At 73.0% G+C, this 24,595-nt stretch carries 18 protein-coding genes and 2 pseudogenes; 16 read left to right on the forward strand and 4 right to left on the reverse strand.

Features of this window, described 5'->3' with window-relative positions; all coding sequences use genetic code 11:
• Window positions 1-12: 12 nt before the first annotated feature.
• Window positions 13-431, forward strand: a pseudogene (locus ACIRR8_RS27185) (transposase family protein); the annotation flags it as partial.
• On the opposite strand, the pseudogene ACIRR8_RS27190 reads toward ACIRR8_RS27185, so the two are convergent.
• The 3 genes and pseudogenes from ACIRR8_RS27190 to ACIRR8_RS27200 form a co-directional block, all read right to left on the reverse strand.
• Window positions 404-1,050: pseudogene (locus tag ACIRR8_RS27190) on the reverse strand (3-oxoacid CoA-transferase subunit B). The pseudogenes ACIRR8_RS27185 and ACIRR8_RS27190 sit on opposite strands and share 28 nt — an antisense overlap.
• A 261-nt stretch (window positions 1,051-1,311) precedes the next feature.
• Window positions 1,312-2,466 carry an agmatine/peptidylarginine deiminase gene (locus tag ACIRR8_RS27195; protein ID WP_404069677.1) on the reverse strand — a complete coding sequence of 385 codons (1,155 nt, stop codon included), beginning with the start codon at window positions 2,464-2,466 and terminating at the stop codon, window positions 1,312-1,314.
• Window positions 2,467-2,666: 200 nt separating this feature from the next.
• On the reverse strand, window positions 2,667-3,266 hold the full coding sequence (locus ACIRR8_RS27200; protein ID WP_404069679.1) for a TetR/AcrR family transcriptional regulator: 600 nt from the start codon (window positions 3,264-3,266) through the stop codon (window positions 2,667-2,669).
• Between the two features lie 177 nt (window positions 3,267-3,443).
• On the opposite strand from ACIRR8_RS27200, the gene ACIRR8_RS27205 reads away from it, so the two are divergent.
• The 11 genes from ACIRR8_RS27205 to ACIRR8_RS27255 all read left to right on the forward strand — a co-directional run bounded on the left by ACIRR8_RS27205 (window position 3,444) and on the right by ACIRR8_RS27255 (window position 16,459).
• Entirely contained in the window at window positions 3,444-5,180 is a 1,737-nt protein-coding gene (locus ACIRR8_RS27205) for a serine/threonine-protein kinase (protein WP_404069681.1), read from the forward strand.
• Between the two features lie 158 nt (window positions 5,181-5,338).
• Window positions 5,339-5,920, forward strand: coding sequence for a TetR/AcrR family transcriptional regulator (locus ACIRR8_RS27210; RefSeq protein WP_404069683.1), 582 nt, complete (start codon window positions 5,339-5,341; stop codon window positions 5,918-5,920).
• A 215-nt stretch (window positions 5,921-6,135) separates the two neighbouring features.
• Window positions 6,136-6,900, forward strand: coding sequence for an urease subunit gamma (gene ureA, locus ACIRR8_RS27215; RefSeq protein ID WP_404069685.1), 765 nt, complete (start codon window positions 6,136-6,138; stop codon window positions 6,898-6,900).
• Window positions 6,897-8,645: an urease subunit alpha gene (locus tag ACIRR8_RS27220; protein WP_404069687.1), complete on the forward strand. Its 1,749-nt coding sequence runs from the start codon at window positions 6,897-6,899 to the stop codon at window positions 8,643-8,645. Before ureA ends, ACIRR8_RS27220 begins: the two co-directional genes overlap by 4 nt.
• A gap of 121 nt (window positions 8,646-8,766) precedes the next feature.
• The gene (locus ACIRR8_RS27225; protein WP_404069689.1) at window positions 8,767-9,783 is read left to right on the forward strand and encodes an agmatine/peptidylarginine deiminase; all 1,017 of its coding nucleotides are present in this window, start codon (window positions 8,767-8,769) and stop codon (window positions 9,781-9,783) included.
• Window positions 9,784-9,857: 74 nt separating this feature from the next.
• Window positions 9,858-11,555 carry an ABC transporter substrate-binding protein gene (locus ACIRR8_RS27230; RefSeq protein WP_404069691.1) on the forward strand — a complete coding sequence of 566 codons (1,698 nt, stop codon included), beginning with the start codon at window positions 9,858-9,860 and terminating at the stop codon, window positions 11,553-11,555.
• Entirely contained in the window at window positions 11,552-12,511 is a 960-nt protein-coding gene (locus ACIRR8_RS27235) for an ABC transporter permease (protein WP_404069693.1), read from the forward strand. The genes ACIRR8_RS27230 and ACIRR8_RS27235 overlap by 4 nt, the downstream gene beginning before the upstream one ends.
• The gene (locus tag ACIRR8_RS27240) at window positions 12,508-13,368 is read left to right on the forward strand and encodes an ABC transporter permease (RefSeq protein WP_404069695.1); all 861 of its coding nucleotides are present in this window, start codon (window positions 12,508-12,510) and stop codon (window positions 13,366-13,368) included. Before ACIRR8_RS27235 ends, ACIRR8_RS27240 begins: the two co-directional genes overlap by 4 nt.
• The gene (locus ACIRR8_RS27245) at window positions 13,365-14,351 is read left to right on the forward strand and encodes an ABC transporter ATP-binding protein (protein ID WP_404069697.1); all 987 of its coding nucleotides are present in this window, start codon (window positions 13,365-13,367) and stop codon (window positions 14,349-14,351) included. The genes ACIRR8_RS27240 and ACIRR8_RS27245 overlap by 4 nt, the downstream gene beginning before the upstream one ends.
• Before the next feature lie 25 nt (window positions 14,352-14,376).
• Entirely contained in the window at window positions 14,377-15,228 is an 852-nt protein-coding gene (locus tag ACIRR8_RS27250; protein ID WP_404069750.1) for an ABC transporter ATP-binding protein, read from the forward strand.
• A gap of 67 nt (window positions 15,229-15,295) precedes the next feature.
• A complete protein-coding gene (locus ACIRR8_RS27255; protein ID WP_404069699.1) occupies window positions 15,296-16,459 on the forward strand; it encodes an agmatine/peptidylarginine deiminase in 1,164 nt (387 codons plus the stop codon).
• 127 nt (window positions 16,460-16,586) lie between these two features.
• Here ACIRR8_RS27255 and ACIRR8_RS27260 read toward each other — a convergent pair whose 3' ends face one another.
• On the reverse strand, window positions 16,587-17,612 hold the full coding sequence (locus ACIRR8_RS27260) for a mannose-binding protein (protein ID WP_404069701.1): 1,026 nt from the start codon (window positions 17,610-17,612) through the stop codon (window positions 16,587-16,589).
• A 286-nt stretch (window positions 17,613-17,898) separates the two neighbouring features.
• Here ACIRR8_RS27260 and ACIRR8_RS27265 point away from each other — a divergent pair, with 286 nt between their 5' ends.
• The 4 genes from ACIRR8_RS27265 (at window position 17,899) to ACIRR8_RS27280 (ending at window position 24,554) form a co-directional block, all read left to right on the forward strand.
• Entirely contained in the window at window positions 17,899-18,564 is a 666-nt protein-coding gene (locus tag ACIRR8_RS27265) for a type VII secretion system-associated protein (protein WP_404069703.1), read from the forward strand.
• Window positions 18,561-19,805 (forward strand): ricin-type beta-trefoil lectin domain protein, encoded by a 1,245-nt coding sequence (locus ACIRR8_RS27270; RefSeq protein WP_404069705.1) that lies wholly within the window; start codon window positions 18,561-18,563, stop codon window positions 19,803-19,805. The genes ACIRR8_RS27265 and ACIRR8_RS27270 overlap by 4 nt, the downstream gene beginning before the upstream one ends.
• A 145-nt stretch (window positions 19,806-19,950) precedes the next feature.
• Entirely contained in the window at window positions 19,951-23,262 is a 3,312-nt protein-coding gene (locus tag ACIRR8_RS27275) for a right-handed parallel beta-helix repeat-containing protein (RefSeq protein WP_404069707.1), read from the forward strand.
• Window positions 23,259-24,554: a S8 family serine peptidase gene (locus ACIRR8_RS27280; protein WP_404069709.1), complete on the forward strand. Its 1,296-nt coding sequence runs from the start codon at window positions 23,259-23,261 to the stop codon at window positions 24,552-24,554. The genes ACIRR8_RS27275 and ACIRR8_RS27280 overlap by 4 nt, the downstream gene beginning before the upstream one ends.
• The last annotated feature ends 41 nt before the right edge of the window (window positions 24,555-24,595 follow it).

A 24,595-nucleotide genomic window follows, 5' to 3' on the forward strand; every position in this document is an offset into this window, starting at 1 on the left:
ATGATCTCTGTTGTGCCTGGTGTGATCACGGCCTCGGAGCCGTCCTGGACAGTCCCGTTCACCGGTGTGGCTCCGCGCCAGTTCAACCGGGTGGTGCGTGCGCTGCGGCGCGAAGGTGCCGACATCGCTCGGCGCGGCCGGCCGTGGGGGATTCCGCTGGAGGACCGGTTGCTCCTGGTGGCCGCGTACTGGCGCACCAACCTGACACTGCGCCGGCTCGCACCGCTCTTCGGCGTCTCGAAGTCCGCGGCCGGCCGCATCGTCGGCCACGTCGGCCCCCGGCTCGCGCTCAAGCCCCGCAGACGGTTCCACAAGGACACCGTGCTCATCGCGGATGGAACTCTGGTCCCACCCGCGACCACACGGTGACCGAGCGGTCCAAGAACTACCGGTACTCCACCAATCACCAGGTCGTCATCGACGCCGACAGCCCCAGCCGTTCGCCGAGTTCCGCGGTCCCGATGCCGTAGGTCTCCACCGCGGTGACGCCGTGCGGCCCGGTGAGCAGGAGAGCGTGTTCCGAGTAGACGCGGGTGACACAGGCCGCACCGGTCAGGGGGTAGGTGCAGCGGTCGACGATCTTGGGTGCGCCCTCCTTCGTGAAGAGGTTCATCATGACGAAGGCCTCCTTGGCGCCGGTGGCCAGGTCCATCGCTCCGCCGACGGCGGGGATGGCGTCGGGTGCGCCGGTGTGCCAGTTGGCGAGATCACCGTGCTCGGACACCTGGAACGCGCCGAGGACGCAGACGTCCAGATGCCCGCCGCGCATCATGGCGAAGGAGTCCGCGTGGTGGAAGTAGGAGGCTCCGGGCAGTTCCGTGACGGGGATCTTTCCCGCGTTCGTGAGGTCGGGGTCGATGTCGTCCCCCTGCGCGGCCGGTCCCATGCCCAGCATGCCGTTCTCGGTGTGCAGGACAACACCCGGTGCGCAGGCAGATGGTCGGCGACCCGCGTGGGCTTGCCGATGCCGAGGCTGACGTACGCCCCGTCGGGGATATCGGCGGCCAGCCGGGCGGCGATCTCGTCGGTGGTCAGCGGTCCCCGGTCCAGGTGCTCGACGGTGCCGCGAAAGCCGGAACCCTCCTGCCGCACCGCCGGCCGATGGGGCAGAGCGGACTTCCGGAGTGGAAGCGGGAGAACAACCAATCCCACAGGCGAGTCCGGGCCCGCGTCGAGCGCGTGTTCACCCGAATGGAGGACTGGAGGATCCCGCGCGACTGCCGCCCCAAGGGCGACGGTGTGCACCGCTTTGCCGTGGGCGAGAGGCAGGCGTCTCGACGTGGGCGCGAGCGTTCCGTGCCGTGGATGGGGTCAGCTGACCGGCTTGCCGGGCTGGTCGTGTGTGGCGCAGTGGATGCCACCGCCTCCGGAGGCGACGGTGTCGATCACGACCGGCACGATGTCGCGGTCGGGGAACTGCTCCTGGAGAATTCCCCGGGCCCGGTCGTCGGCCTTCCGGTCGCCGAACCGGGGCATGAAGACCGAGTCGTTGGCCACGTAGAAGTTGGCGTAGGTCGACACGAAGTCGTCGCCCTCGCCGGTGATCCTGTCCAGGTCGGGCTGCGGCAGGTCGATCACGTCGAAGCGCCGGCCCCGGGCGTCGGTCGCCTTGCTCAGCACCTCCCTGGCCTGGTCCGCCGCGCGCGACCAGGAGTCCGGGGGAGTGCCGGGGAACGCCTGGTCCAGCAGCACCACGCCCGGCGCCGTGAAGCGGACGAGGCTGTCCACATGCGCGTCGGTGATGTCCTGGCCGCGTACGCCCTTCAGCCACACCACCTTCTCGACGCCCAGGGTCTCGACGAGGTCGGCCTCGATGTCGTCCCGGCTCATGCCCGGGTTGCGGTTCTCGTTGACGATCGAGCTCTCGGTGATGAGCAGGGTGCCCTCGCCGTCGGTCTCGAAGGAGCCGCCTTCGGCGATGAGAGGGGCCTCGACCCGCGGAATCCCGTACTTCGACAGGAGGGTGCGGCCGACGCGGGCGTCGTTCGTGTGCTCCTGCTTCTCGCCCCAGCCGTTGAAGTTGAAGTCGACCCCGATGACCTCTCCGGCCTCCTCGACGAAGACCGGGACCGTATCGCGCGCCCACATGTCGTCCACCGCGAGAGGGATGACCTCGACCTGTGAGCCGCAGGCCCGCTGGGCCGCCTTCTGCTGGTCGGGCCTGGCCATCATGACGACGTACTCGTACTCGGCGATGGCCCGGGCGATACGGGCGATGTCCTCGCGTACGTACGGGAGGTCCTCCTCCCACACCGACTCCAGGGCGGGCCACGACATGAAGGTGCGCGCGTGGCTGTCCCACTCCGCCCCGAAGCGGCGTTCCCCCTCGGGGACGCGGTCGGAGCCGGTGCCGACGGCCCCGGAGGCGGAGTCGTCCGGGCCGCAGGCCACGGCCCCGAAGGCGAGCGCGCCCAGCCCGGAGAGGGTGCGGAGGACCGTACGACGGGTGGGGGGACGGTGAGACACGATGGGCTCCGATCGTGGATGTCGAAAAGGCTAGCCGCGGGCGCGGGATACGGCGCGGCGGTCTGCGGCCGCTCGGCCGGTCGTCCTGCCCGTCTGCGGTCTGCGGTCTGCGCTCAAGCCGGCGGGGGGCCGGTTCTGAGCGCCGGGGCCGTACCTGGCGTCGGTCCGGCACTGACCGTACTCTGACACTGACTGAAAATTCAGTCAAGCTGAGCGAGATGGGCCACCTCCACCCCGATCGCCTCGCGCATCCTGGTGCGGGCGTCCGCCAGGGTGAGGATGCCGCTGAGCCACCGGGCGCTGAGCCCCTCCAGCAGTGCGGTCAGCCGTTCGGCCGAGGCGGTGAGCGCGGATTCCGGTGCCGTCGGCCGGACCTCGCCGAGTTGGTCGGCCACCTCCCGGACCCAGATCACGCTCGCCAGGGCCAGTTCGCCGCGCAGCTCGGGGTCGAACACGGCGCTGGCCCGGAGCTCGCCCCAGGCCGTGCTGTTCTCCCGTACGTGGGGGAGGTCCTGGAGCTCCAGCAGGAGCGCCTGTTCCAGTCGGCGGAGCGGCCCGGCCGGCGCCTCGGTGGCCGGCCGCCCCGCTGCCGCCTGCTCGGCGGTGTACCGCTCGGCGCGGTTGTTGACGAAGGCCAGGGTGCGCCGGAGCAGGCCGGTGCGGTCCTCGAAGTGGTAGTAGATCAGGGCCTTGGAGACGCCCGCCTCCGCCGCCAGCTCCTCCACCCGCAGCCCCCGTACGCCACGGCGTGCGATGACGGTGGCCGCTGCTTCGAGAATGGCCGTTCTGCGGTCGCTCACCGCGTCCTCCTCCTCATGGGGCGCCCTCCCGGAATGCCGGAAGGGCATCGACGGCATGTTGACTGAAACTTTAGTCAAGTGCACGATCGTCCCACCGGTCAGGTGCGCCCAGGGCTCCCGCCGGACGCCTCGGGCCCGTCCCGTCCGCCCCTTCCATACCGCCGAAAGAGTCAGCGCATGTCCACTCCGTCCCCCGGGGCACACCCCTTTCACGCGCCGCTGTCGGCCGGCGATCCGCGGGAGATCGGCGGCTACCGCCTCCACGCCCGGCTGGGCTCCGGGGGCATGGGCGTGGTGTACCTCGCCCACACCAGGGGCGGGCGGCCCATCGCGCTCAAGGCGGTGCGGGAGGACTTCGCGGCGGACCCCGGATTCCGGCTGCGGTTCGCCGACGAGGTCGCCAGCGCCCGGCGTATCCACGGACTGTTCACCGCCCAGGTGGTCGATTCCGGGGTGGACGATCCGGTGCCGTGGCTCGCCACCGCCTACGTTCCCGGACCCTCCCTCGCCCAGGCGGTCCAGCGCCACGGTCCGCTCCCGCCGCGTACGGTGCTGCTGCTGGTCGCCGGGATCGCCGAGGCGCTCCAGGCCATCCACCGCGCGGGGGTCGTCCACCGGGATCTCAAGCCCGCCAACGTCCTGATCGCCGGGGACGGTCCGCGCGTCATCGACTTCGGGATCGCCCGCGCGGCCGACGCCACCGGCCTCACCGGTACCGGGCTGCGCATCGGGACCGCCGCGTACATGGCACCGGAACAGGCCCTGGGCCTGCCCGTCACCCCCGCCGCCGACGTCTTCGCGCTCGGCGCACTCGCCGCGTACGTGGCCGGAGGTGTGCCGCCCTTCGGACCTGGGCCCGAGCCGGCCACGCTGTACCGGGTGGTGCACGAGCCGCCCGACCTCTCCCACGTGCCGTACGACCTGCGCGGACTGCTGGGGCGCTGCCTGGCCAAGCAGCCGGAACTCCGCCCGGCACCGGACGACATCATCGCGGCCGTGCACGCGCACCCGGGCGTGGCCCCCTCGCTCGAATTCACCCACGGCTGGCTCCCTGCCGGGCTGCGCGGCGAGATCGGGCCGGGTGGTGAGGGTGGTGAGTACGGGCCGGTTGGTGGCGAGGCCGCTGCCCTGACCGGCGGCTACGCGGCGCTCGACCCGGTGCACCTGGCGCCCACCCGGGCCCGGCCCACGCCCACCCGGGCGCAGACCGCCCCCGGCACGGACCCGGCGCGCGACCGCGGCTTTCCCGGCGGTACGGGAGATGGGGCCGAACACGGTGGAGGCGGCCGGAGCACCGGTGCCGCTCCCGGCCGGCGGCGTGGCCGTGAGCGGCGACGGGGGAGGGCTGTCGTGGTGGTGGCGGTGGCCGGTGCTCTCGTCCTGGCCGCGGCCGCCGCGGTGCCGCACTTCTCGGACCGTCCGGTCAAGGGCGGTGCGGCCGGTGCGCACGGCCCGGACGCTCCCCGGCGGCCGGACCCGCCGGCCCCCGTACCGGATCCGCCGACCTCCGCCGCCGCGTCGGTGGAGCCGGCCCCCGCCCCGTACGCACCGGCCTACGCGGAGGCCGAGCTGACCGCACCCGACGAGAGCTACGAGTTCGATCTCCGGGCCGGGGAAGTGGTTCCGGCCGACAGCTCGTCCTGGTATCTGGCGTGGGGCGGGAGTGCGTTCGTGCCGCCGGAGGACGCCGACGCCTTCGTCGCGGCCGGGTACGTCCTCAGCCCGGCGGACTGCGAGCGGGGGCTCGCGACGGAGCCGGTGACCGACCTGCTCTTCGAGGAGCTCGCCGATGAGCGCCCGTTCTGCGTGCGCAGCCCCGACCGGCGGGAGATCGCGGTCGTCCGGCTCGTCCACGCGGAGGCGGAGGACGGGCCGGTCACGGTGGTGCTGAGCCGCTACACCAGGGCGGGGTGACCCCGCCGTCCGGGGTGGGGTCCCTCGGCTTCTTCCCTCGGCTTCTCCTGGCGGCTCCTTCCACCGGTGCGGACCGTGGAGGCCGACCTCCCGCAGGCCCTTCGGCAGGGCGGCGGCCGGGTGCGGGAGGTGGGGGCCGGCCCGGTAGGTTGGTCGCCATGGCGTCCCGTAATACCCGGATTCTCGAAGCGGCCGCACGGGTGATCGCCCGGCGCGGCGTCCGTGGCCTGCGCGTGGAGGAACTCGCCGCCGAGGCAGGCGTCTCCACCGGGCTGATCTACTACCACTTCAAGGACCGGACCGGGATCCTCCGCCACACCCTGGAGTTCATCAACGACCGGGCGGAGCGCTACACCACGGCCCGGGGCCCCGACGCACCGCGTCTCGGACCGCGCGAGGAGCTCGAACAGATCCTGCTGCTGGAACTGCAGGACACCGCCGAGGTCCGGGAGAACAGCGCGGCGTGGGGAGAGCTGCGGGCGAGCGCCGTCTTCGATCCGGCTCTCCGTGAGGATCTCGCCCGGGCGACCCTGGTGTGGGTGCAGGAAGTGGCCGCCCTACTGGGCCAGGTGCGGCCGATGGCTCCCGCCGCGAAGCTCGCGGCCGCCGCCGAACGGCTCACCGCGCTGCTGGAGGGGCTGAGCATGCGCTGGCTCAGCGGCGGGCTCGCGGTCGACCACGCCAGGACCCTCATGGCGGGCGGCATCGAAGCGGAGCTGTCCGGCCTGGAACCGCGGTAGCGGACCTCTTCCTCCTCTTCTTCCTCGGCTGTTCACCGGCACATTGTTTGCACACTCCAACTCTTGACTGAATTTTCAGGCAGTGCCACAGTGATGCCCCTGAGGGTCCGACGGATCTCCTCCCCTCAGCCACCTTGAACGACGTTTCGGAGGAAGAGCGTGCTTCTCATAGCTGTGATCCGGGTGCGGGCCCACGCCGCCAGTCAGGGGCGGTCATGCCGCTGACACCCACGGAGCGGGACCGGCTGCTGCTGTTCACCGCGGCGGAGCTGGCCCGCGCCCGCCGGGCGCGAGGGCTCCGCCTCAACGTCCCCGAGGCGACCGCGCTGATCGCCGACACGGTCTGCGAGGCGGCCCGTGACGGGCACCGGCTGGCCGAGGCGCTGGAACGCGGCCGTTCCGCCCTGGCCCCCGACGACCTGCTGCCCGGGGTCGCCGACGTGGTCACCGAGATCCATGTCGAAGCCGTCTTCGAGGACGGCTCACGGCTCGCCGTCGTCAGCGACCCGTTCGGCGGGGGCCATCTGGGCGGCCTGGCCCCGGGAGCCGTCCTGCCCGGTCCGGCCGAGGCCGCCCGCGAGCCGGATCTGCTGCTCACCGTACGCAACACCGCTTCCGTGCCGATCAGCGTGACGTCCCACTTCCACTTCTTCGAGGCGAACCCGCGGCTCAGCTTCGACCGGGCCGCCGCCTACGGCATGCGGCTGGCCGCCCCGGCCGGCTCCTCGGCCCGGTTCGACCCGGGGTGTGCCACCGAGGTCGGCCTCGTCCCGATCGGCGGCGCGCGGACGGCCATCGGCTTCGCCGGCCTGGTCGACGGTCCCCTCGACGCCCCCGGCTCCAAGAAGGAGGCCCTGCGCCGCGCCTCCGCCCGCGGATACCTCGGCGCGCCCGCACCGCAAGGGCCGCCCGTACCGCAAGGACCACCCCCGCAAGCCGCGCCGCCCGCACCGCACGGATCGTCAGGGGCGGGCGCATGAGCAGGTCTTCCCGGCACGGCGACCACTGTGCGCCCGGCAGCCGGCACATCGACCCGCGCGAGTACGCCGCCGTCCACGGCCCCCGGGCCGGCGACCGGGTGAGGCTCGGCGACTCCGGGCTCGTGGTGCGCGTGGAGTCCGACAGCCAGCGGCCGGGCGACGAGTTCCTCGCCGGATTCGGGAAGACCGCGCGCGACGGCCTGCACCTCAAGGCCGCCGCCGTCTCCGAGACCTGTGACGTGGTGATCAGCAACGTCCTGGTCGTCGACGCCGTCCAAGGCGTACGCAAGGTGTCCATCGGCATCCGGCGCGGCCGTATCCACGCGATCGGCCGCGCCGGGAACCCGGACACGCTCGACGGCGTGGACGTCGTCGTCGGCACCGGTACGACCATCGTTTCGGGGGAGGGGCTGATCGCGACCGCTGGTGGTGTCGACACCCATGTGCACCTGCTCTCGCCGCGGATCATGGAGGCGTCCCTGGCGTCCGGCGTGACCACGATCATCGGTCAGGAGATCGGCCCGGCCTGGGGCGTCGGCGTCAACTCGCCCTGGGCGCTGGGGCACGCCTTCAACGCCTTCGACGCCTGGCCCGTCAACATCGGCTTCCTGGCCCGTGGTTCGTCCTCCGACCCCGCCCCGCTGGTGGAGGCACTGGCCGAGGGCGGGGCCTGCGGCTTCAAGGTCCATGAGGACATGGGCGCCCACACCCGCGCGCTGGACACCGCCCTGCGCGTCGCCGACGAACACGACGTCCAGGTCGCCCTGCACAGCGACGGCCTCAACGAGTGCCTCACCGTGGAGGACACCCTCAGCGTCCTGGACGGCCGGACGATCCACGCCTTCCACATCGAGGGCTGCGGCGGCGGACACGTACCGAACGTCCTCAAGATGGCCGGCGTGCCGAACGTCATCGGCTCCTCCACCAACCCGACGCTGCCGTTCGGGCGGGACGCGATCGACGAGCACTACGGCATGATCGTCTCCGTCCACGCGCTCAAGACGGACCTGCCCGGTGACGCGGCCCTGGCCCGTGACCGGATCCGGGCCGGGACCATGGGTGCGGAGGACGTCCTGCACGACCTCGGCGCCATCGCCATCACCTCCTCCGACGCGCAGGGCATGGGCCGGGCCGGGGAGACCATCCGGCGCACCTTCGCCATGGCGGGCAAGATGAAGGCCGAACTCGGCCCGATGGACGGTGACGGCCCGCACGACGACAACGCCCGGGTGCTCCGCTACATCGCCAAGCTGACCATCAACCCGGCCATCGCCCACGGGCTCGCCCACGAGATCGGCTCCATCGAGGTCGGCAAGATGGCCGACATCGTGCTCTGGCGCCCGCCCTTCTTCGGCGCGAAACCGCAGCTGGTCCTGAAGAACGGCTTCCCCGCCTACGGAGTCACCGGCGACCCCAACGCCGCCACGGACGCCTGCGAACCGCTCGTCCTCGGACCGCTGTTCGGCGCGCACGGAGCCGCGCCCGCGGATCTCTCGGTCGCCTTCGTGAGCCGCGCCGCCGCCGAAGCGGAATCGTTCGGCGGGCCGCGCGATCCGCTCATGACGCGCCGTCGGCGGGCGGCCGTGCGCGGCACGCGCGGCATCGGCCCGGCGGACATGGTCGCCAACAGCCGTACGGGAGAGGTGCAGGTGGACGCGCGGGACGGCCTGGTCAGCCTGGACGGGCGGCCCCTGCGTTCGGAGCCTGCCCAGAACGTCTCCCTCAACCGCCTCTACTTCCTCTGACCTTCAGCCTTTTCCCGCTCCATCTCCTCCGGGTCCTTTCCGGCCCGTACTCATAGCTTCTCAACTGACTGAACTTTCAGTCGAAACGGCTGCGCTGAGCACTACAGAAATGAGTTCCGTCATGACCTCGTCGTTCCGTATGCCCGCCGAGTGGTCCGAGCACGAAGGGTGCCTGATGGCCTGGCCCACCCGAGCCGACCTCTGGGGCGAGGTCCTCCCGCCGGCGAAGGGCGAGTACGCGGAGGTCGCCCGGGCGGTCGCCGAGTTCGAGCCCGTCACCATGGTCGCTCCCCCCGGCAGCGGCGAGGACGCCCGTTCCTGGTGCGGTGACGACGTCACCGTCATCGAACTGCCCCTCGACGACTCGTGGTTCCGCGACAGCGCCCCGCTCTTCGTCCTCGACGGAAGCGGCCGCCGCGCCGGCGTGGACTTCCGGTTCAACGCCTGGGGAGGCAAGCACGCGCCCTTCGACTCCGACGACCGCGTCAGCGCCCTGCTCCTCGAACGCCTGGCGGTCGAGCGCATCCCCTCCGCCATGGTCCTCGAAGGCGGAGCGATCACCGTGGACGGCGAGGGGACGCTGATCACCACCGAGCAGTGCCTGCTCCACCCGAACCGGAACCCCGGCATGAGCCGGGAGGACATCGAGACCGAACTGAAGGCCCGGCTCGGCGTCACCAAGGTGATCTGGCTTCCGTACGGAGGACTGCTCGACACCGAGACCGACGGCCACGTCGACGGCGTGTGCGCCTTCGCGGCCCCCGGCACGGTCGTCGTCTCGCTCCCCGAGGACCCCGCACACCCCGATCACGCCCGCATGCGGGCCAACCGGGCGGTGCTGGAGGCCACGAGCGACGCCCAAGGGCGGTCGCTGAAGATCATCGACATCCCGCAGACCTCCTTCGCCCACATCGCCGGCGGCCAGGTCGAGGTGTCGTACCTGAACTTCTACCTCGCCAACGGCGGCGTCGTCGTCCCCGTGGCCGGAGCCCCGCAGGACGAGGCGGCCCTGGCGACGATCGCCGCCGCCTACCCCGGCCGCAAGGTCGTCGGCGTGCGGGCTCCGGCGATCGCGTACGGCGGTGGCGGCGTCCACTGCATCACCCAGCAGATCCCCGCCGCGCCCCGCACCGCATGACCCCGTCCCCCCAGCCGGCCGGCGGAGGGGCAGGTCCCCGTCCCTCCGCCGTGCCGTACGGAAAGAGAGCCACGATGACGATGCCACCCCGGCCGGGCACCGGCGGACGCCCTCCGCGCGGCCGTTCCCGGTCCGGCACCGGCGTATGCCGCCCGCGCGGCCGGTTCACCGCGGTGACGGGCGCCCTGACCGGCCTCGCGGTGCTCGCGGCCTGCGCCGGGCCGCCGACCGGTGGAGCGGGTTCCGGCGGCTCCTTCGCCCTGTCGGCCGGCACTCCCCGGCCGGCCGGCGCGATCGACTCGTTCTCCTGGGCCGTGTACGCGGAGCCGCCGACGCTGGACTACACCGTGGCCTTCGACTACCCGCAGAACACGATCCTGTCCAACGTCTGCGAGAGCCTGATGCGCTGGACCCCGGGCCTCACCGTCGAACCGGGCCTGGCCCGCAAGGCGTCCAACCCCGACCCCACCACCTGGGTCTACGACCTCCGCGCGGGCGTCCGGTTCCACGACGGCCGGACGATGACCGCCGACGACGTGGTGTTCAGCCTCGGCCGCCAGCGCGACCCGGACAACGCCGCGGCGTGGGCCCAGATGTTCCAGAACGTCACCTCCGTCACCAGGACCGGCCCGCTCCAGGTCACCGTCAAGCTGAAGCGGCCCGACTCCCAGTTCCCGCAGTACATGGCGACGGCCGCGGGCGTCGTGGCCTCACGGGCGGGCGTCGAGAAGGCGGGACGGGAGTACGGGACCACCGGCGGCCTCGCCTGCACCGGGCCGTATCAGCTCCGCGCCTGGCACAAGGGCCGGTCCATCGAACTCGCGAGGTTCGACGGCTACCGGGGCGCCCCGGCGAAGGCCGCCGAAGTCGTCTTCCGCTTCCTGACCGATCCGTCCGCCCGGACCAACGCCCTGCTCAGCGGCGAGGTCGACGGCGGCTACCTGATCCCCACCGAGAGCTACGCCCGGCTCCGGGAGAGCGGCGCGGGCACCCTCTACTTCGGCGAGGGCCTCAGCACGGTCAACGTCAGCATCACCGACCTCGACGGCCCGCTCGGCGACCTCCGCGTCCGCCGCGCGCTCTCGCTGGCGCTGGACCGCACCGGGTTCGTGAAGGCCGGGCTCGGGAACGCGGGCAGAGCCACCGGCTCGCTCACCGCGCGCGCCGCCTGGGCCGGTGCGCCGGAGCGCACGCGGAACGCCGCCTTCGACGGCCTGCCGCCGACGGAACCCGACCTCACCAAGGCCCGGAAGCTGATCGAGGAGGCCGGCGCCACCGGCGCCAAGCTCACCGTCGCGACCAGCTCCATAGGCCAGGACGTCTCGCTCCTGGCCACCGCGGTCCAGGCGGCAGGCACCCAGATCGGCCTCGACATCCGGCTCAAGTCCATCGCGCCCAACGCCTTCACCGCACTGTTCACCGATCCGGGCGCGCGCGAGGGCATCGACATGTTCCCGCTCACCTACTACCACTCCATCACCGATCCGCTGGACCTGCTGGCCAACTTCAAGACCGGCGCCTACCTCAACTTCGCCGGATACAGCGACAAGAGCTACGACCGGGGCGTCGAACAGGCCACCGCCGCCTATCACCCCGGGCGGCGCGCCGGGATCGTGGCGAAGCTCCAGCGGCACGCCGCCGACCGCCTGCTGTGGATCCCGGTCGCGGAGTGGCCGACCTCCGTGTTCCTCAACAAGAGGATCACCGGCGCCCCCACCACCATCGCCTACCTCTACCACCCGTGGGCCGCCGATGTCGGGGCCGCGCCATGAACCTCCTGAGATTCGCCGCGCGGCGCGTGGCGGAGATGGCCGCCACCCTGCTCATCGCCTCGTTCGTCGTGTTCGGCGCCATGTACCTGGCCCCCGGCTCCCCGGCGAGCTTCCTGCTCTCCGGCCGGTCCGCCTCACCGGAAGCCGTCGCCGCGATCAACGCGCAGTACCACCTGGACGCCCCCTTCGCCGTCCGCTACCTCCGCTGGCTCGGCGACATGGTCCAGGGCGACTTCGGGCGCTCCTTCACCTACCGTACGGACGTCTCCGGCCTCCTCGCGGACCGCCTGCCCACCACCCTGCTGCTGATCGCCATGGCGCTGACCGTGGTCGTCGCCGCCGGCCTGTTCCTCGGCCGGATCGCGGCCGTACGGGGCGGTGCCACCGACGCGGCCGTCCTGATCAGCACCACGATCGCCGTCGGCACACCGTCGTTCGTCGCGGCCGTCCTGCTCCAGGGGCTGTTCGCCGTCCGACTCGGCTGGTTCCCCAGCAGCGGCTCCGGCGACGGCCTCCTCGACACCCTGTGGCACCTCGCCCTCCCCGCCGTCGCCCTCGCGCTCTACCTGATCGGCATGCTCGCCCGGGTCACCCGCTCGGCCATGCTCGATGCCCTCGGCAGCGAACACGTCACCGTCGCCCGCAGCCGCGGAGTGCCCGAACGGCACGTGATCCGCCGCCATGTGATGCGCAACGCCCTCGGCACCGTGCTCACCACCGGCGGTCTGATCGTCTCGACCTTGCTCGTCTGCACGATCCTCGTGGAGAGCGCGTTCAGCGTCGGCGGGATCGGCCAGCTCCTCGAACTCGCCACCAGCACCAAGGACTTCCCCACCGTACAGGCCATCTCCCTGATCATCGTGGCCCTGTTCATGGCGGTGAACCTCCTCGTCGACCTGCTGCTCCCGGTGGTCGACCCTCGGATCACCCTCGGTACGAGGGGGGCCGCCGCATGACCGCCGTCCTCACCCGCAGACCCGGCCTCGCCCGGATCAAGGCCCGCTCGGCCGGGGCCCCGCTCCACGCGTTCTGCCTGGCCTTCGTCGCTCTCATCGTCCTCGCCGCGCTGTTCGCGCCCTGGCTGGCCCCCTACGACCCGAACGCGGTCGGTCTCTCCCAAGCCCTCGCCGGAACCACCGCCGACCATCCCCTGGGTGCCGACTCCGCGGGCCGCGACACCCTCTCCCGGCTCCTCGTCGGAGCCCGCGCCTCCCTGCTGGGCCCGCTCGGCGTCGTCGCCTTCTCCACCGTCCTCGGCGTCGCCGTCGGCATGGCCGCCGCCTGGCGGGGCGGCTGGCTCGACTCCGTACTCTCCCGCAGTACGGAACTCGTCTTCGCGTTCCCCGGCATGCTGCTGGCGATCATCGTCATCTCCGTCCACGGGGAGGGCCTGCTCGCCCCCGTCATCGCCCTCGCGGTGGCCTACCTGCCGTACGTGAGCCGGCTCACCCGCTCCCTCGTCCTGGCCGAACGTACGCGCCCCTACGTCAGCGCCTACCAGGTGCAGGGCCACTCCCCGTTCGCCATCTGCCTGCGCCACATCCTGCCCAACATCGCCCCGGTCGTCCTCGCCCAGGCCACCATCAACTTCGGCTACGCGCTCATGGACCTCGCCGGCCTCTCCTTCCTCGGGCTCGGCGTCCCTCCGCTCACCCCCGACTGGGGCCGCATGGTCTTCGACGGACAGACGGCCATCCAGCACGGATACCCGCTGTCCGCGGTGGTCCCGTGCGTCCTCATCGTGCTGACCGTCGTCGCCTTCAACGTCGTCGGCGAACGCTGGGCCGACCGGGTCGCCAGGAGGACCCCATGACACCGCCGAACGTACTCGACATCCAAGGGCTGCGGATCACGCTCCCCGGAACCGCGCGGCGCGTCCTCGACGGCGTCGATCTGACCGTCGCCGCGGGCGAGACCGTCGCGCTCGTCGGCGAGTCGGGCTCCGGGAAGACCCTCACCTCATGCAGCGCCCTCTCCCTGCTCCCGCCCGGGGCCCTCGCCGAGGGCACGGTCGCCGTCGCCGGGGACGACGTCCTCACCATGAGCGCCGAGCAGGTACGGGCCCTGCGCACCGGCACCGTCGCGATGATCTTCCAGGACCCGAGAGCGGCCATCAACCCGCTGCGCCGCATCGGCGACTTCCTCACCGAGGGCTCCGTCCTGACCGGGACGACGAGCAGGACCGCCGCGACCGCCCGCGCGACCGAACTCCTGCGAGCGGTGGGCGTCGACGCCTCCGTGCTCGGTAAGTACCCGGGACAGGTCTCCGGCGGCATGCTCCAGCGCGTCATGATCGCCGCGTCCCTCATGGGCGACCCCGCGCTCCTGCTCGCGGACGAGCCGACCACCGCCCTCGACGTCACCACCCAGGCCGAGGTCGTCGCCCTCCTCGGCCGGCTCCAGCAGCGCTTCGGCACCGGCCTGCTGTTCGTGACGCACGACCTCGGCCTGGCCGCCGCGCTCAGCGACCGCGTGTACGTCATGTACGCGGGCCGGATCGTCGAGAGCGGCCCCGCCCACGCCCTGTTCACCCGCCCCCACCACCCCTACACCGCGGCGCTCCTCGCCTCCACGCCTCGTCTGGACGCCCCCTCCGGGCGGCTCCCCGCCATCGAGGGGCAGCCCCCGGACCTGCGTACGGAGGTGACCGGCTGCCTCTTCGCCCCGCGCTGCCCGCTCGCCACGGAACTCTGCGACCAGCGGGAACCGGAGCCCCGGCCGGTCCCGGACCGGCCCGGACAGCAGGCCGCCTGCCACCACAGCGACCGCCTCGGAAGGAGAACCGCGGATGCCTGACGTTTCGGAAGGAGAGCCGGCGCCGATGGCCGGCCCCGCCGGCCGGGCGGTGACGCCCGAGCACGCCCGCCGGTCCGCGACACCGAAACCCGCCCTCCAGGCCGTCGGCCTCACCCGTACCTACGGAGCCGTACGCGCCGTGGACGGCGTCTCCTTCACCCTGCCGCGCGGCGGGTCCCTCGGCATCGTCGGCGAGTCCGGCTCCGGGAAGACCACCACCGCCCGGATCGTCGTGGGCCTCGAACAGGCCGACTCCGGCGAGGTCGTCGCGGGCGGCCGGACGCGGCCCGCGACCGTACGGGGGCGGGCCCGGCGCCTGGCCCGCGCCCGCGAGGTGCAGATGGTCTTCCAGGACCCCTACCTCTCGCTCGACCCGAGGACGTCCGTCGCCGCGGTCCTCCACGAGACCCTGCGCCTGCACTTCCCCGGCCGGGACCACCCGCGCCGGGTGCGCGAACTCCTCGGCCAGGTGGGCCTCGCCACCCGCGCCGCCGACGCCCGGCCCGGACAGCTCTCCGGCGGCCAGCGCCAGCGCGTCGCGATCGCCCGCGCCCTCGCCGTCGAGCCGGCCGTCCTGGTCCTGGACGAGGCCGTCGCCGCTCTCGACGTGTCCGTCCAGGCGCAGATCCTCAACCTGCTCGCCGACATCCGCGAACAGACCGCTGTCGGCTACCTCTTCATCACCCACGACCTCGGCGTCGTCCGCTGCGTCACCGACGACCTCATCGTCATGCGCCACGGCCGGGTCATCGAGGCCGGTGCCACCGCCGACGTCCTCGCCGCCCCCCGGCACCCCTACACACGTCTGCTCCTGGACTCCGTGCCGCACCCCGGCTGGGACCCGGACCAGATCGCCGCCGCCCGACGCGCCCTGTGACCCCACGTCACCGGGTGCTCCCCGTAAGGCCCGTACCTCTTCGCGGGCAGACAACAGGAGGCATCACATGAGCAGCAGCACCCCCCGCACCTCCTCAGGACCCCGGCCGAACAGGCGCAGATTCCTGGCGGCCGCCGGGCTCACCGCCGCCGGCGCTGCCCTGGCGGCCGTCCAGGGCAGCGCGGGCGCCGCACCGGTCCGCCGGCCCGCCGCCGGCACCTACCGCGTCCCCATCGAGGACGTCCGCCACACCCGTACGTGGATGGCCTGGCCCGACAGCACGGCGATCTGGGGCCGGGGAGCACTCGCCGGCATCCAGGCCGACATCGCGCTGATCGCCCGTACGATCGCCCGGTACGAGCCGGTCATCATGCTGGCCAACTCCGCCAGCGCGGCCAAGGCGCGCTCCCAGTGCGGCACATCGGTCACCGTCATCACCTCCATCCCCGTCGACGACTGCTGGATGCGGGACACCGGCCCGGTGTTCCGCACCGACGGAGCCGGCGGCCTGGACGCGGTGGGCCTCAACTTCAACGGCTGGGGCCGGAAGCAGGCCCACGCCAAGGACGCCCTGGTCGCCGAACGGATCGCCGCGTACACCGGAGTGCCTTTCACCTACGCCGAGTTCGTCGGCGAGGGCGGCGCCATCGAACAGGACGGCGCGGGGACCCTGATGGCGACCCGCAGCAGCCTGCTCAACCGCAACCGCAACCGCAACCCCGGAATGCCGGAGCGCACGCTGACGGCCGAGATGTGCGAGGCGTACGGCGCGTCCAAGGTCATCTGGTTCGACGGCGTCTACGGGCAGGACATCACCGACAACCACGTCGACGCCACCTCACGCTTCCTCGCCCCCGGCGAAGCCCTCGTCCAGATGCCCCTCGCGACGGACGACGACGCCTACGCCAAGGACGCGCGCCTGCAGCACCGCATCCTCACCGGGTCGACGACCGCCGCGGGCGGGCGGATGGAGGTGACCCGGCTCCAGGGCCCGGACTACGACCGGATCCGCTCCGGCAACCCGGACTTCCTCGCCTCGTACGCCAACTACTACCTGTGCAACGGTGCCGTCATCTGCGCCCACTTCGGCGACTCCCGCGCCGACGCGGCCGCGAAGGCCACCCTGACCCGCCTCTACCCCGGCCGCGCCGTCGAGCAGCTGGACATCGACCGCCTCGGCGCGGGGGGCGGCGGCATCCACTGCGTCACGCAGCAGCAGCCCGTGCCGTAGCGAGGACGCCCGGCCGGTGCCACCGCAGCGCGGCGGTGACGGCCGGGCCGATCCGCCCCTCTCCGGGAGGCGTCAGCGGTACCGGATCAGGTGCGGTGCGTGGACCGCGGTATTGCGTCCACAGCGGTCAGGTCGACCAGACCACCCGGCCGTTGTGCACGATGACCACCTTGGCGTCGGGGCGCAGTACCATCTGCGCGCCGCCGAAGTCGTGGGTCTTGGAGGCCCAGATGGCGCGGTCCTCGCCGTTGTGGATGACCAGGTTGCCGTCGGGCTGGAAGATCGCGCGATGGTTCTCGCCGAAGGTCATCGCGGCCCAGATGGGCTTGTTCTGCTCGTTGTAGACGACCAGGTTGCCGTCCTGCTGCATCGTCATACGGATGCGGTTGGTGGCCCAGGACTGACCGACGCCGATCGAGCTGGTCGCGGAGACCGTCTGGGTGCCCCAGTTGGGCTGGGGCGCCGCCTTGGGCTTGGGTTTCGGCTTGGGCTTCGGGGTGGGGGTGGGTTCGGACTTCTTCTCGGGTGGCGGGCTCTTGCTGGGCTGCGGTGCGGGCGCGGCGGGTGCGGGGGCGACCGGGGCCGGCGGTGGGGCGATCTTCTTCTGTACCGTCGGGGACGGCGTGGGCTTCACCGCCACGTAGTCGTCCAGGGCCGCCGGGGCCGGTTCCGGATTGAGGACCGTGTCGGCGCTTCCGGCCACCGGCGCTGTGCCGGTGTTACGGGGCTCCTCGTCGTTCGCGCTGCCCATCAGGAGCACGGGTATCGCCACCAGCGCGGCGCCCACGAACGCGGCTCCCGCCAGGATCGGCGTGCGAGGGCGTCCCTTGTCGGTGGCGGTGAGGGTCTTGGCGGCCGGCGTCGTGCCGATGGCCGTCGCCACGGCCAGGCCCGCTGTGCGTGACTCGGGTTCCTCGGCCGTCTGCGCCGCCGTGGTGGTCTCGCCGGGCGTGGTGGCGGGCTCCGCCTCGGCGGTGGGTGGCGAGGCCTCCGCCTCGGAGGTCGGAGGCGATGTCTCCGACTCCGGTGTGGGAGCCGGTGTCTGGGCCGCCTCGGGGCTGGTCGCCGAGGTCTTCGTCTCCTCGGTCGGTGTGGTGGCGGCCTTCTCCGCTTGGGCTTTGGCTGCCGCGGTGTCGGTGTGCTCGGGGGGCATGCGGTGACTCCTCCTCGGTGGCGTGCTCAACGTAGCCCGTCGCGCGGAAGGTGAGCGGTGTCTCCCCGAGAACGTCCCCGTCGCTTTGTCCTTCCGCGCCTCACTGGTCCCGGAACGTTCCCTGTTCGGGCAGCAAACGGGCATGTCGGCGACCGATACGGAGCTGCGGCGAGACCCCGTCAGCAGGAGTCGTATGACATTCTGTTGGCTTCCCGATCTGATCACTGTCGGCGGTTCAGGCAGGCCGTTCGGCGCTCGAGCAATGTGTACGGAGTCAAGAGTTCAGGTGGAGATACGGGCCGAAGAGCGACAAGAGGGCGGGCAGGACGACCTGTTGGCCGTTCCTGATGCCCCGATGGTGCCCGAAGCCGTACGGGAAGCCGCCCGCCGGGCGCCTGGGCACTGGGTCGGAGTCGTCGATCCGGAGTGGGACGCCGACCGGACGCCGCCGGAGTGGGCCGTGCTGGGCGAGTGGCGGTCGGACGCGGACGGAGGCGTGTGGGAGTACCGCCCCAATGCGGCGTACCGGCCCTCGGCCCGGGTCCTCGGGTGGCCGGAGCCCACCGATCCCGTGGACGCGGCGGCCCAGCGGGCTGCCACCGGCTACGGCACGGTCGGGGAAGCCCTCGCGGAACTCGCCGGGGCGGACGTCTCCGTGGTGCGCGGGCCGGACGGCGGGCCGCTGATGGCCGCCGGGCGGGACGGGGTGCCGGTGGCACTTCTGTTCACATCGCCCACTCATGCGTTCATGTCCTCGGCACTTCACCATGACAGCCTGCCCGCCACGGAGCTGGCCAGGGCGGTGAGCGCCTCCGGCGCCCTGTTGATGGTCAACGCCGGGGCCGCCGCTCCGCTGCTCGTTCCGGCCGACAGCCTTCCCGGCGCCATGAGCGCGGCGGACGGCCCCAGCTCCACCGAACCCTGGCCCCACACCACAGGGAGCACCCCATGACGCGTTCGTCCCAGGAGGCCTCCGCCTCCCAGCAGGCCCCCGCCGCCCCAGAGGCTCGCGCGGAGTCCGGAGCCGAGAGCGAGGGGGCAGCAGCCGAGCGCTCTTCTGCCGGCGCGGGTCCCGTTGCTCCCGCTTCTTCCGTCGCGCCCGGTGCGGCAGCCGCGCCCGGCGAGACAGCTCAGCCCGATGCGACCGCTGAGCCCGGCTCCGCTCCCGCGCCGGTCAAGCCCGAAGCGGCCGCCGCTCCCGAGGGCCAGGGCTCCGAACCCCGCGCCGCCGCTCCCGAGGCCGACACCGATCCCGATCCCGGTGCCTCCGCCGCCGCTCAGAGCCGGCTCCCCGCCCTCGTACGGACCATGACCGCCACCGCCATCGGCAAGCCGCAGGAGGAGGCCGGGCCCGTCGGGCGGCCCGGTAAGGCCATGCTCGCCGGGGCCGCGGTGGCGGGGGCGCTCCTCGTGTCCGTGCCCTTCCTCGTACTCGCCGGGAACGACGACAAGGGGCCCGAGCAGCCGTCCACGGCGGCGGCCGGGACCGTGCTCGACGGGAGCGGACCGGAAGCGCCCGGAGAGTTCGCCGTCACCGCACCCGAGACCAGCTCCCCGGCCGAGGACAAGGACGCCGGCAAGGCGGCGAAGGCCGATCAGCCCGTACGGCAGGTCGCTCCCCCCGCCGCGCCACCGACCGGCAGCGGCGAGAGCGAGGCCGAGAAGAAGGGCGCCTCTCCCGACGACCCGCCGAAGAAGGCTAATCCACCCAAGGCGGAACCCAAGGCGCAGCCCAAAGCGGAGCCCAAGGCTCAGCCCAAGGCCAAGAACCAGCCCGCCAAGGCCCAGCCCGCCGTCACCTTCCGGGGCCCCTTCTCCTTCCGCAGCCACCTCTCCGGCCGCTGCGTCGACGTCCCCGGCCACAACTTCAACGACGGCCAGCGGCTCTTCATGTGGGACTGCAACGGCGCCGACGCCCAGAAATGGCGCATCGGCTCCGACGGCACCATCCGCGCCCGGGACAAGTGCCTGGACGTGGCAGGCGCGGTCTTCCGCAACGGCACCCCCATCCAGCTCGCCTGGTGCAACGGGTCCGCCGCCCAGAAGTTCGACCTGAACCCCGCCCACGACCTGGTCAACACGGTCGTCGGCATGTGCGTCGACATCCCGAACCACAGCAAGAGCCGGGGCCCGTCCACGTATCTGATCCTGTGGGAGTGCACGGGCAACCCCAACCAGAAGTGGAGCTCCTGACCCGGGTATCCGGCCGCCGGGAGCCCGCCCCCCGGCAGCCGTCCGCCCGTGACGGGGCATGATGGCATCGCCGGGCCGCTGGGACCGTGTCCCCGGAGAAGAGGGGCGTCCACCGAGGGCGCCGCCGTAGCAAGGAGGTTGGTGCGTGTCGCGCCAGGTACTGTCGGTCGGCCCCGGGGGCCGCTTCGCGACGATCGGTGAGGCGCTCGCCGCCGCCCGTACCGGTGCGCTCATCAGCGTCCGGCCCGGAACGTACGCGGAGAACCTGGTGATCCACACCCGGGTCACCCTCACCGCCGCCGAAGGCCGTGGCACGGTGGAGATCCGGCCGCGTTCGGGCAGCGTGATCGCGCTGCGCGCCGACGCCGTGATGCTCTCCGAACTCACCTTGCGCGGCGGGGACTCCGAGCTGCCCGCCGTCGATGTGCGGCGCGGGCAGGCCGCGTTCGACGGGTGTGAGATCGTCGGCGCGGCCTGGACCGCCATGTTGGCCGGCGGCACCGGCTCCCTCGCGCTGCGGGACTGCCGGGTGAGCAACCCGCAGGGCGCGGGCATCGTCGTCACCTCCACCACGCCCACCACCGTCGAGTCCTGCACGCTCGAACACCTCGGCACCAGCGGCCTGGTCCTCGCCGAGCAGGGCGAGGCGCGGATCCGCGACTGCACGGTACGCGGCGCCCGCGGCAACGGTCTGCTCGCCAACGGCGAGACCCGGGGCACCGTCGAGGACTGCGACATCTCCTCCACCGACAAGCCCTCCATCGCGCTGGAGGAGAACTCCGCCGTCTCCGTCGTGCGGACCGTCGTGCACGACACCAGCACCGGTGTCCACCTGAGCAGTTCGGGCCGCACCACCCTGGAGGACGTCCGCGTCACCGGCGCCTCCGGCAACGGGATCGCGCTGGCCGGCGGCACCGACCCGGTCCTGCGCCGCTGCCGTGTCTCGCGCGTACGCGGCCACGGCGTCGTCGTCACCGACCGGGCGCGCGGCACCTTCGAGGACTGCTGGGTCGACGGGGCGCAGGGCGCGGCGCTGCGCGTGGCCGGGGCCTCCTCGCCGGCGCTGACCGGGCTGACCGTCCGCGACTGCGAAGGGGCCGGCCTGCTCCTGGAGGAGGACGCGGCGCCCGAGCTGGACCGCCTGGAGGTCATCGGCTCCTCGCCCGCCGTCGCGCTGCAGGGCGGCGCCAACCCGCTGCTGCGCCGGGCCCGCCTGGTCGAGCCCACCGGCGACGGCATCGCGGCCACCCGGGACGCCCGCGGCCGCGTCGAGGACTGCGAGATCGTCCGGCCGCAGGGCGCCGGTGTCCGGGTGGCCTCCGGCTCCACCCTCTACCTGGCCGGTGGCGGGGTCTCCGACACCGCCACCAGCGGCCTGATCGTGGAGGACGGCGGCAACGTCACCGTCCGCGACTTCCGCGTCGAGATCTCCGGCGAGGAGGGCGTGGTCGTCGCCTCCGGCGGTGAGCTGACCGCCAACCGCACCACCGTCCACGCCCCCAAGGGCCACGGCTTCCTGCTGCGCGAAGGCGCGCTCGCCTCGCTCAGCGGCTGCGAGGCCAACGGCGGTGCCCAGGACGGGTTCCGCGTCGAGTCCACCGCACCCGTCTCGCTCGTCAACTGCACCGCCCGCGAGAACGAGGGCGGCGGCCTGGTGCAGACGGCCCCCGGCGAACGGCTCGCCGTGGACGGCCTGAACAGCGTCTCCAACGGCAAGCGGGATGCCTGGGGCAGCGGCAGCGCGGAGAACACCGACCCGGCCGGGTCCGGTGCCGCCGACGCGCCTCCGCCGGACCGCGCGGACGGCCCGCTCGGCGCCCTCAACGCGCTGATCGGCCTGGAGAACGTCAAGCAGCAGGTCCGTACCCTGGTCAACCTGACCCAGCTCGCCCAGCGCCGCGAACAACTCGGCATGCCCGCACCGCCGATGAGCCGCCACCTGGTCTTCGCGGGCCCGCCCGGCACCGGCAAGACCACCGTCGCCCGCCTCTACGGCGCGATCCTCGCCGAGCTGGGTTCGCTGCGCAGCGGCCACCTGGTGGAGGTCTCCCGCGCCGACCTGGTCGCCCAGGTCGTCGGCGGCACCGCCATCAAGACCTCCGAGACCTTCCAACGGGCCCTAGGCGGCGTGCTCTTCATCGACGAGGCCTACACCCTCACCGCCGACAGCGGCAGCGGCGGGGCCGACTTCGGCCGCGAGGCCGTGGACACGCTGCTCAAGCTCATGGAGGACCACCGCGACGACGTGGTGGTCGTCGCGGCCGGCTACTCCCGTGAGATGGACTCCTTCCTCAGCTCCAACCCCGGTCTGGCGTCCCGCTTCTCGCGGACCGTGGAGTTCGAGAACTACTCGGTCCCGGACCTGGTCGCGATCATGGAGAGCATGTGCGCCCAGCACCAGTACGAGCTGGGTGACGGCACGGCGGAGGCGCTCGCCGCGCACTTCGGGGCGATGGACCGCGACGCCGGATTCGGCAACGGCCGTGCCGCGCGCGGGGTGTTCGAGGAGATGGTGGACCGGCAGGCCGTCCGCCTCTCCGCCCAGCCGCAGGTCACCGAGCACGATCTGCGGCTGCTCCTGCCCGACGACGTCTCCGCCACCGCCGCCGCGACGGCCACCGGGCCCGCCGCACCGGCCGACGACCCGCTCACCCGCCTCGGCGACATGATCGGCCTGGCCGAGGTGAAGCGCGAGGTCGCCGACCTGGTCAACCTCATCACCACCGCCCGCCACCGCGCCGCCGCCGGCCTCCCCGTCCCCTCGCTCAGCAACCACCTGGTCTTCACGGGCCCGCCCGGCACCGGCAAGACCACCGTCGCCCGCCTCTACGGGGAGGTGCTCACCCAGCTCGGGGTCCTGGAACGCGGTCAGCTGATCGAGGCGGCCCGCGCCGACCTGGTCGGCCGGTACATCGGCCACACCGCCCAGTTGACCCGTGAGGTCTTCGAGAAGGCCCGTGGCGGCGTGCTGTTCATCGACGAGGCGTACACCCTCACCCCGCGCGGCGGCGGCGCCGACTTCGGCCAGGAGGCGGTGGACACCCTGCTGAAGCTCATGGAGGACCACCGCGACGAGGTCGTCGTCATCGTGGCCGGCTACACCGACGAGATGGAACGCTTCCTCGCCTCCAACCCCGGCCTCTCCTCCCGCTTCCCGCGCCGGATCGCCTTCGCCGACTACTCCTCCGAGGAGCTGGTCACCATCGTGCGCGCCCAGGCGGCCGCCATGGGGTACGAGTGCGGTCCCGGCACCGGGCCGCTGCTCAAGGAGCACTTCGACGCGCTGCCCCGCGACCGCTCCTTCGGCAACGCGCGCCTGGCCCGCCAGGTGGTCGAGTCGATGGTCACCCGCCAGGCGGGCAGGCTCAGTTCACTGGCCGCGCCCACCCTGGACGACCTCCGTATCCTGCTCCCGGCCGACGTCACGGCCGCCGCGACGAAGGCGGTCCCGCAGTGAGGCCGCCGGTGCGAGGGACGACCCGCCTGCTGTACGGTGCCGGGCTCACCGCCGCCCTGGTGCTGCCCCTGGCCGTACCCGCCCAGGCCGCGCCCCATCCCCGTACGCCCATCGCCTTCCCCGCCGCCGACGGCGAGAAGGACGGCGGGAAGGAAGGCGACAAGGACGGGGAGAAGGGCCAGGAGCTGCCCGGAATGCCCACCGCGCTCGATCCCCGGGCCGACGCCGTCGCCTGCACGCCCGCCTCCAAGGAGGAGGCCAAGAAGCAGGACTGGTCCCGCCAGCGCCTCGACCTGGACCGGCTCCACCGGCACTCCACCGGCGCGGGCGTCACCGTCGCGCTGATCTCCACCGGGGTCGACCCCGAGGCGGCCGGGCTCAAGGGCCGCGTCACCGCCGAGGGCGAGGCGGCCGACGACTGCGTCGGACACGGTACGTTCCTGGCCGGGCTGATCGCCGGGTCCGGCGGGCCCACCCCGAGGCTGGCCGGGGTCGCCCCGGACGCGAAGGTCCTGGCCCTGCGCGGCACCGACCGGCGCGGGCAGCCGGACGAGGCGCTCGTCACGGCGGCGGTGCGGGCCGCGACCACGGCGAAGGCCGACGTCATCGCGGTCGCGGTGGCCCTCCCGCGCAAGGACACCGAGCTCACCCGAGCCGTCGCCGAGGCCCGCGAGGCCGGCGCGGTGGTGATCGCCGCCGCCACCCCGGAGCCGCCGACCCGGGTCTCGGGCGACGACATTCCCTCCCGTACCTACTGGCCCGCCGGCGAACCCGGTGTCCTCGCCGTCGCCGACATGCTGCCCGCCGGCGCCCGCCCGGACGGCGCGCTGCCCACAGCGGCCGTCGACCTGGCCGCCCCCGGCGCCGGAGTGGTCTCCGGCGGGCCGCGTGGGAAGGGCCACTACCTCGGGGGCGGCGTCGCCGTGGCGACCGCGTACGCGGCCGGGGCCGCCGCTGCCGTCCGCGCCGCCCACCCCGACGACCCGGCCGACGCGGTCACCCGTCGGCTGACCGCCACCGCGTACCCGGCCGACATCCCGCAGCTGGACGCCTACGCCGCCGTCACCACGGTGCTCGGCGCCGCCGGAGCGCCCGCCGCCGGTCCGGAGCGGGCCGCCGAGCCCGTGGCCGTACGCGACACCTCCGACACCGACCGGGCCACCGGGCGGGCCACTCTCTTCGTGCTCCTCGGGTCGGCCGGCGTCCTCTCCCTCCTCTGGGCCGGTTTCGCGCTCAGCCGGGCCCGTGCCCGGGGCTGGCGCCCGGCGGGTACCGGCCCGGCCAAGGGCTGACCAGGGACTGAACGAGGGAGGCGCCCTCCCGGCGGGGGAGG

The organism is Streptomyces sp. NPDC101178, assembly GCF_044767965.1.
In the GTDB taxonomy this organism is placed as follows: Bacteria; Actinomycetota; Actinomycetes; order Streptomycetales; family Streptomycetaceae; genus Streptomyces.

What these genes read in the sequence shown, in the direction of transcription:
- ACIRR8_RS27225 (WP_404069689.1), top strand. Translation starts at nt 8,767, where the DNA reads ATGACCTCGTCGTTCCGTATGCCCGCCGAGTGGTCCGAGCACGAAGGG.
- ACIRR8_RS27255 (WP_404069699.1), top strand. Translation starts at nt 15,296, where the DNA reads ATGAGCAGCAGCACCCCCCGCACCTCCTCAGGACCCCGGCCGAACAGG.
- ACIRR8_RS27235 (WP_404069693.1), top strand. Translation starts at nt 11,552, where the DNA reads ATGAACCTCCTGAGATTCGCCGCGCGGCGCGTGGCGGAGATGGCCGCC.
- ACIRR8_RS27260 (WP_404069701.1), bottom strand. Translation starts at nt 17,612, where the DNA reads ATGCCCCCCGAGCACACCGACACCGCGGCAGCCAAAGCCCAAGCGGAG.
- ACIRR8_RS27205 (WP_404069681.1), top strand. Translation starts at nt 3,444, where the DNA reads ATGTCCACTCCGTCCCCCGGGGCACACCCCTTTCACGCGCCGCTGTCG.
- ACIRR8_RS27210 (WP_404069683.1), top strand. Translation starts at nt 5,339, where the DNA reads ATGGCGTCCCGTAATACCCGGATTCTCGAAGCGGCCGCACGGGTGATC.
- ACIRR8_RS27230 (WP_404069691.1), top strand. Translation starts at nt 9,858, where the DNA reads ATGACGATGCCACCCCGGCCGGGCACCGGCGGACGCCCTCCGCGCGGC.
- ACIRR8_RS27245 (WP_404069697.1), top strand. Translation starts at nt 13,365, where the DNA reads ATGACACCGCCGAACGTACTCGACATCCAAGGGCTGCGGATCACGCTC.
- ACIRR8_RS27250 (WP_404069750.1), top strand. Translation starts at nt 14,377, where the DNA reads ATGGCCGGCCCCGCCGGCCGGGCGGTGACGCCCGAGCACGCCCGCCGG.
- ACIRR8_RS27220 (WP_404069687.1), top strand. Translation starts at nt 6,897, where the DNA reads ATGAGCAGGTCTTCCCGGCACGGCGACCACTGTGCGCCCGGCAGCCGG.
- ACIRR8_RS27270 (WP_404069705.1), top strand. Translation starts at nt 18,561, where the DNA reads ATGACGCGTTCGTCCCAGGAGGCCTCCGCCTCCCAGCAGGCCCCCGCC.
- ureA (WP_404069685.1), top strand. Translation starts at nt 6,136, where the DNA reads ATGCCGCTGACACCCACGGAGCGGGACCGGCTGCTGCTGTTCACCGCG.
- ACIRR8_RS27240 (WP_404069695.1), top strand. Translation starts at nt 12,508, where the DNA reads ATGACCGCCGTCCTCACCCGCAGACCCGGCCTCGCCCGGATCAAGGCC.